The organism is Faecalimicrobium dakarense (genome assembly GCF_000499525.1).
Lineage (GTDB): Bacteria > Bacillota > Clostridia > Peptostreptococcales > Peptostreptococcaceae > Faecalimicrobium > Faecalimicrobium dakarense.
Genome location: NZ_HG529401.1, coordinates 1 through 7,562 on the forward strand (window position 1 = coordinate 1; position 7,562 = coordinate 7,562).

9 protein-coding genes are annotated in these 7,562 nt (G+C 25.4%); 1 reads left to right on the forward strand and 8 read right to left on the reverse strand.

Annotated features, from left to right (window positions below):
* Position 1: 1 nt before the first annotated feature.
* Positions 2 to 430, reverse strand: a complete 429-nt coding sequence (locus BN899_RS14270; RefSeq protein ID WP_042276719.1) for a SoxR reducing system RseC family protein — start codon at positions 428 to 430, stop codon at positions 2 to 4.
* A 13-nt stretch (positions 431 to 443) separates the two neighbouring features.
* Positions 444 to 737, reverse strand: coding sequence for a metal-sensitive transcriptional regulator (locus BN899_RS14275; RefSeq protein WP_042276722.1), 294 nt, complete (start codon positions 735 to 737; stop codon positions 444 to 446).
* 151 nt (positions 738 to 888) lie between these two features.
* Between BN899_RS14275 and BN899_RS14280 the strand changes: the two genes are divergently transcribed.
* Positions 889 to 1,137, forward strand: a complete 249-nt coding sequence (locus tag BN899_RS14280) for a small, acid-soluble spore protein, alpha/beta type (RefSeq protein WP_042276725.1) — start codon at positions 889 to 891, stop codon at positions 1,135 to 1,137.
* A 94-nt stretch (positions 1,138 to 1,231) separates the two neighbouring features.
* Here the strand turns inward: BN899_RS14280 and BN899_RS14285 are convergent, their stop codons facing one another.
* The 6 genes from BN899_RS14285 to BN899_RS14310 all read right to left on the reverse strand — a co-directional run.
* Complete coding sequence (locus tag BN899_RS14285) at positions 1,232 to 2,353, reverse strand: ABC transporter permease (protein ID WP_042276728.1); 1,122 nt, start codon at positions 2,351 to 2,353, stop codon at positions 1,232 to 1,234.
* 1 nt (position 2,354) lies between these two features.
* On the reverse strand, positions 2,355 to 3,425 hold the full coding sequence (locus tag BN899_RS14290; RefSeq protein ID WP_042276731.1) for an ABC transporter permease: 1,071 nt from the start codon (positions 3,423 to 3,425) through the stop codon (positions 2,355 to 2,357).
* A gap of 11 nt (positions 3,426 to 3,436) precedes the next feature.
* Entirely contained in the window at positions 3,437 to 4,369 is a 933-nt protein-coding gene (locus BN899_RS14295) for an ABC transporter ATP-binding protein (RefSeq protein ID WP_042276733.1), read from the reverse strand.
* Between the two features lie 240 nt (positions 4,370 to 4,609).
* On the reverse strand, positions 4,610 to 6,055 hold the full coding sequence (locus BN899_RS14300; protein WP_042276735.1) for a cell wall-binding repeat-containing protein: 1,446 nt from the start codon (positions 6,053 to 6,055) through the stop codon (positions 4,610 to 4,612).
* Positions 6,056 to 6,137: 82 nt separating this feature from the next.
* Positions 6,138 to 6,761: a response regulator gene (locus BN899_RS14305; protein ID WP_147568579.1), complete on the reverse strand. Its 624-nt coding sequence runs from the start codon at positions 6,759 to 6,761 to the stop codon at positions 6,138 to 6,140.
* A 4-nt stretch (positions 6,762 to 6,765) separates the two neighbouring features.
* Positions 6,766 to 7,562 (reverse strand): sensor histidine kinase (locus tag BN899_RS14310; protein ID WP_052356868.1); only part of this gene is annotated, 797 nt, incomplete at its 5' end.

The following is a 7,562-nucleotide window of genomic DNA, read 5'->3' on the forward strand; positions in this document are numbered from 1 at the left end:
ATTAAGTTAATATTTTTGTAATTGTTGGTATAAAATCTTTGCTATCTTTAAATTTGTTATCGTTTTTATTTAAAACAACATAACAGATAAATGTAGTTAAAAAACCTACTACGGCACTTATTATCTCTATATTAGATTTAACCCCTAATGATTCTAGTATAAAGTATGTTCCTATTGTTCCTATAAGAAGTCCCATAAGAGGTATTAAATATGCAAAAGCAGTTGCCTTTAATACTTTTACATTTTCCATATTTACTTCTACATGATCCCCAATTTTTGCACCTATAGTATTTTCTACCTCAACTAATATATCCTTCTTTTCTGAGCTTGTTACACACTTTCCACAAGATGCACATGCTGAGTGTCTTTGCATCTTTAATTTTGCAGTTTTCTCATCAACAATTTCTATGATGTAACCTTGCTGATTCATTTATACATTCCCCCTATTTAGTAAACTTATCTATAGTATACATAAGCTCATTTATCATATTCTCTGTACCTTCGCAATCTCCTTGCTTTATACTTTCAGATACACATCCCTTTATATGATTTTCTAATATTATAGTACCAACTTTATTTATAGCAGATCTTATAGCAGATATTTGGACTAATATATCTACACAGTATCTTTCTTCGTCTAACATTTTTTGAATTCCTTTTACTTGTCCTTCTATCCTTTTAAGTCTTTTCATAAGAGCTTCTTTATCAGTAGATTTCGATAAATGTTTTTCTTCCATTTTTGTACCTCTCTTTGTAATTATAATTATATTATAACTTATTTTTGGAAATACTTGCATAATAGTTATAATTTGTTTTAATTAGTTATAAATTTCTTTTATTATGTGAATTATACTATTAAGAACTTACTTTTAAAAGGAGATTATTATAATGAATTTACAATCTAAAAATAATGCAAAGCAAGCTCTAAGCAATTTAAAAATGGAAATAGCTAATGAATTAGGTTACAACTATGATTCTATGAATGATAAAGTAGAAAGTAATGCTCCACAAGGAACATTAGAAGGAGCCGCTCAAAATGTATTAGCTGGAGAAAACTTCGGTGGAATGATGACTAGATCTTTAGTTGAAAAGGGTGAAGAAATATTAATGAACCAATATAATTCTCAAAACAAATAATACTATGTAAATTAAGAAATTCATAATAATTTAATATATAAAAATCCACTTATTTATAAATAAGTGGATTTTTGTTTAATAATATTTTATATCATTAATAACTGGTTTTATTTTTTCTTTTAGATTCTATTATTAAAAATAGCATAATAAATACTACTGATATAGCAATTGCCGATAATAAATTTATACTAATATTTAAAGTATTTTCATTCATAATAATCCCTCTAAATGCTGAATTTACCCAAGTAAGTGGAGATACCATAGCTATTTTTTGACCTATCTCAGGCATAAATTCAAGTGGTAAAAATCCACCACTTAAAAGTGATACTGGTGTAACTACCATAGATAATATGACATAATACATTTCAGCATTATTAGATACTGACACTATAATAAGCGCTATTGATATTCCAACCAATGATAGTACAAATGATAATACTATCATCCAACCAAAATTTACATTAATATCTTTATTAAATAAATAAAACGTACAGCAAAGTGTTAAGCTTTGTAATATTAATAGTAAAAAGCTCCCTAATATATGACCTAGCATATATTGTACTCTACTAACCTTTGATACTAATATTCTTTTATCAATTTTCATATCTCTTTCTTTTATTATTGGACTAAGAGCCTTACCGGCAATAAATAAAAATACCATACAGAAAAATCCAAACATCAATATATAAGGTACTACTTCAGATAAACTACTTCTTTCATTGCTGAAAGTGTATTTTTCATTTTCATACTTTTCAAAGTTGCTAATTACTTCTTCACTAGTATCTCCAAATGATAAAACTTTAGATATTGAATTATTTATAGTACTTAATACCAATTCTTTATTTCGTTCATCTTCACTAGATATTACTTCTATTAAATTTTCTTCATTATTTTTAATACTATTAAGTATATTATCACTATCTATTATTACTCCTACTGATATTTCTTCATTTCTAACCATATCCTTAACTTCTTTAGGTGAATTTATATTTACAACATTTTTAAATTTATCTTTAGGTATTATTTTTTCATAAATTTCACCATTATCTTTAGTATAAACACCGATAATATTTTTATCATAAGCATCACCATCTGAATCATTCATAAGTGTAGTCAAAAAGAAATTTATAGCTATTGGGAAAATTATTATAAGTAAAAACCAACGTTTCATTACACTTTTTAAATTATGCTTTAATATAATTAAAATATTTTCCATCTTATTTCACCACTTTTCTTTTTAATATAAATGTAGATATAGTTACTAATACAACTACAAAGCACATAGTTAATATTGTAGCTGAGCCTATATTAGAGTAAATATTTGAATCTACTAATTTAAGCATTGATTCACTTAGCAATGTAAATGGATTAAGTTTTAATATTTTACTTACATTATTACCAAACATATTAGGTGTAAATTTTCCAGAACTTAATGTTAATACTAAAACTATCCATGATACAATATTATCTCCATGAATTTTTTTCTTTGCTATAGCCGTAGTAAATATTCCTATACTAACTGCCAATAAACTTAATAGAGCTATTATATAAATCAAACCAAATATATTTATAGTAGTTATTTTTACCCCGTATATAATTGATATCATTAAAAGTGTTATAATTCCTTGTGTGAATATAGTAATAAATGACCCCATTACTTCCATTATTAATAATTTTGATACCTTTATTGGAGATGATAATACTCTTTCTCCTATATTTTCCTTAATATAAAATGTATTTTTAAATGCATATATACTCGCTGTAAGAGTTGCCATTTGTAGCATTATAACTGCAAAATACGCTTTATAGTCCATATCTTCATTAGGATTTGATTCTGATTTTAAAACTGTTTCTTTTATTATACTTTCATTTATCTCTTCATTTTTATTTGCTATTTCATTTACAGTTGTTTGATTAAAAAATTCTTCTGTAATATTTTGAATAATACTCTCACTTAATCTTAATCTTTTGCTTCCAATGAACTTTACACTTTTATTTTTTTCATCTATTTTTATACCTAAGTCTTCATTTTCAGAATCTGAATTTAGACTGTGAACAATTTTTATATCTTTATTATTTTTTTCAAAGTTATCTATAAATTCTATATAAGATTTAGTTAATGAACTTTTTTCATCTGCAATAATATTAATATTTACAGTTTCTACTTTACTTTCAGATGAGAACATCATAGAAAATATATATGGTAATATTAAAACTAAAAATATCGTAGTAAGTATTGTACTTTTATCTCTTAAACTTCTTTTTATCGTAGATATTATTATACTCAAACTTTTCACCCCTAATCTCTAAGCTTTCTTCCAGTAAGGTTTAAGAACACATCCTCTAAAGTTATAACTTTACTTTTTATATCAAGTATTTTTATATCTTTATTTGATAAATACAATATAAACTCATTTAATGAATTTAGTTCTCTATCTATACTTACATAAATTTTATTTTCCTTAAACTCAATACTATCTATTCCCTTTATATCTAATATTTCTTTTTCATTAATATTTGTTATATCATTTACTAATACTTCAAATTTATTTTTATTAGTTATTATAGCTTTTAAGCTTTCTTTATCTCCTTTAGCTATTACCCTACCTTTATCAATTATTGCAATATTATTGCATATAGCTTCTACTTCTTCCATATAGTGAGTAGTGTAAATTATTGTACATCCATTTGAGTTTAGTGTTTTTATAGATTTCATTATATGATTTCTAGATTGGGGATCTATACCAACAGTTGGCTCATCTAATATTAATATTTCAGGGTTGTGTACTATTCCACAAGCTATATTTAATCTTCTTTTCATTCCTCCAGAAAATGTCTTACTTAATTTTTTAGTATTTTCAAGACCTACAAACTCCAAAGCTTTTAGTGATTTTTCCTTTAATTCTTTTCCTCTTAATCCATATAGTGAACCGAAAAACATTGCATTTTCAAGAGCTGTCATATCTTCAAATATTGCTAAGTCTTGAGGAACTATCCCAAGCTTACCCTTTAGTTCTGAGTCATTTTTCTTTACTTCTTTATCACATATTTTTATACTTCCTCTATCTTTATCTAAAATATTAGTTAGTATATTTATAGTCGTACTTTTTCCTGATCCATTTGGACCTAATAACCCAAATATATCCCCTTTTTCTATTGTTAAATTTAAATTCTCTAAAGCTATAAAGTCCCCAAAGCTTTTATATAGTCCATTTATCTCAATATATTTCATAATCTACCTCCATTTTTTTATATTTTAATTATATGGAAATTTTATCTATTATTTAAGTACATATAGTCATAAGTTATCTATGACTTTAGTCATGATTTAACTATCTTAAAATACATTCTTATTTTGAATCTAGATATTATGATTATCAACTCTCTATAAACTAAGTAATTTATATTTTAATTATATAAAAAAGCTATGAACAAATTAAATTTACTCATAGCTTTTTTATTATAGTTAATTTTATTTTACTGGATTAACACTTAAATAATCATTACTTACATATCCGTATGAACCTTCAAACTTTATCTTAACCCATCCTGTTGAAAACATCTCTACTTGTTCTACTCTATCTCCATATGAAAGTCTTCCAATTATAGCATCTCCAGTTGATGGTCCTTTTCTAACATTTAATCCACCTGTGGCATTTACATATTTTATCTTTACATTTTCATTATTCTCTTCTGGTGCTTTACTAGTTAAATAAGAGCCACTAACATAACCCACACCATTATTGAACTTTATTTTTACCCATCCAGTATTATATTTTTCTAATACTTCTACTTTATCACCTTTGTATAACTCACCTATTTTATTAGATGTTATTATAGCATCTGCTCTTACATTTAATGGTTGTCCTTCATCTAAGTTAGTTACATACATTATATTTGACTCATTAGGTTTATTGCTATTTGATTGTAATACTTTTAATTCGTTAAATGCATTTTCATTACCACCACTACCTACTTGAGTTATTGTATTTGCACTTTTGTTTGTAAATAAAGTTTTTTGTGAAGAACTTAAATTATTTCCAACTATAAGAACTGGAGAACTTTCCTTAGCTGCTAAAACACCAACAGCTAGTGCATCTATAAGTTGGTCTTCTCTGTTCATACCATTCTTTGCTACAAACACATTATTTAATTTATCTGATGTATAAAATTTACTTATTACCTTTGCATTGGTTTCATTTCTATTTGAACCACCTAATCTTTCTGGATTAGGTACTTTATTTTCTATTTGCTCTGATACTGCACTAGTTGAACCTATTATGTAAGATTTCTTTATATCAGCATCTTTTATAAATCCTTCAAAGTCTGATATTCCCTTATTAGGTGATGCTGGTAATATAACCATTCCCTTAGATGCTGCTGTTGAAGCTATACTTACTGCATCTGATAGTCCTTTATATCCATTTACTACTGCAATTTCTGATACATCTTTTATTTTATTGATTTCATTAGCTATCTTTAGTGCTGTATCATGTCTATTTACTCCACCAATTCTATTTGTTGTAATCCCCATAGATTCTAATTGGCTTGCTACATTATCTGATATTACTCCTGTTGAACCTATTATATGTACTTTATTAGTTCCTAAATTTTTTAAAGCTTCTTTTGTTGTATTATCTAAAGAGTCTTTACCTGTTAATAATATAGGTGCATCTATTAACTTAGCAAAAGGTGTAACAGATAATGCATCTACTATAGAACTACTATTTACTATTACAACTTGATTCGCTTTACTCCAACCTTTTTTACTAACTTCTACTGCTGTTGAATATCTGTTAGCCCCTACTAACTTATTTTCAATAGCATAACTTTCAATTTCATTTGCGTGTGCTTTTGGCATTATCGATAAAAATAAAGCTATTGATAATGCAGATGTTACTAATTTTGACCTTTTCATAATATTTCTCCCCCTCGTTTATTTCTAAATCTTATATAAATAATTATATAAAATTTATTTAAGATTTGATAGCTATTGTAATTTATCTTTTTAAGTATTCAATTGCTATTTGTGTTCTATATTTTAAATCCATTTTAGATAATATAGACGTTATATGATTTTTAACAGTTCCCTCTGATAAAAACAATTCACATGATATCTCCTTATTAGATAATCCATCTGATATTAATTTTACTATATCAAGTTCTCTTTGGGTTAATCCATATTTATCCATTTTATTACTACAATTATCTTCTTTTCCTACTAAAAGCTTAGAAACTATATCTGATTCAAATACTCCATTACCTAAATATACTGATTTTATACCACTTATAATTTTATCTGGTTTACTACTTTTTAATATGTATCCGCTAGTTTTATACTTTATAGCACTACTTATTAAATTATCTTCATCAAATGTAGTAAGTATTAATACCTTAACATCTATATTCCTTTTACTTATTTCAGCTAATACTTCTTCACCATCCATAATAGGCATTCTCATATCTAGTAAAACTACATCCACTTCATTTTGTGATAAAAAATCTATACACTCTTTTCCATTTTCTAATGTTTTAACAACGTCTATATCTTTATCTATATCTATTATTATTTTTAAGCTTTCTCTTATTAGTACGTCATCATCAACTATAATTAACTTTATCATTATTTCACCTCTTTAATATTATAAGTGTAGAGAATCCATCTTCATTATTAAAATAAACATTTCCATTAACATTAACTACTCTCTCCTCTATACCTAATAATCCCATTCCCTTTTTAACATCTTTAACTTTACTTCCATTATCTTTTATATGTATTCTTATAATTTGGTTTAAAACGCTTATATCTATATTTAATAAATCTGCATTGGAATGTTTTATTACATTAGTTAAACTTTCTTTTACACAATCTAAAATTACTTTCCAATATACAAAATTAATTTCACCTATATCCCCTTCAAATGTAATTTTATTTTCAATCTTAAATTCTTTACTAAATTCATCTAGGATTGATTTTAAATTATTAACTCCCATTTCAGTATTTTCTGGCTTTATTTTTCTAAGGGTTGACCTTATATCATCCATACCTTCTCTTAAATTATTAGTTATTCCATCTAGCATAATAATTCCCTTTTCTCTATCACTATTAATAATGATTTTTAATGCTTCTAATTGCATTATACTTCCAGCTAATACATGACCTATCTTATCATGAAGTTTTTGAGATATAATATTTCGCTCCTCTATTTTAACAGCTTCTATATTTTGATAGTTGGCTTTATTTTCTAGCCTTTTATTTTCTTCTAGATTAAATATTTTTTCTCTTAAATTATAATTTACTTTTTCAACTATTTTAATTTTACTTTCATTTTTTATACTTTCATATATAAATATTGCCCCTATTATTCCCATTGAAATTAGAGTGTAAGATATATCTATTTTTATTTGTATAATAAATAAAATTT

Coding starts and splice junctions, on each gene's coding strand:
- BN899_RS14295 (WP_042276733.1), bottom strand. CDS start 4,369: ATGAAATATATTGAGATAAATGGACTATATAAAAGCTTTGGGGACTTT.
- BN899_RS14280 (WP_042276725.1), top strand. CDS start 889: ATGAATTTACAATCTAAAAATAATGCAAAGCAAGCTCTAAGCAATTTA.
- BN899_RS14275 (WP_042276722.1), bottom strand. CDS start 737: ATGGAAGAAAAACATTTATCGAAATCTACTGATAAAGAAGCTCTTATG.
- BN899_RS14305 (WP_147568579.1), bottom strand. CDS start 6,761: ATGATAAAGTTAATTATAGTTGATGATGACGTACTAATAAGAGAAAGC.
- BN899_RS14270 (WP_042276719.1), bottom strand. CDS start 430: ATGAATCAGCAAGGTTACATCATAGAAATTGTTGATGAGAAAACTGCA.
- BN899_RS14300 (WP_042276735.1), bottom strand. CDS start 6,055: ATGAAAAGGTCAAAATTAGTAACATCTGCATTATCAATAGCTTTATTT.
- BN899_RS14285 (WP_042276728.1), bottom strand. CDS start 2,353: ATGGAAAATATTTTAATTATATTAAAGCATAATTTAAAAAGTGTAATG.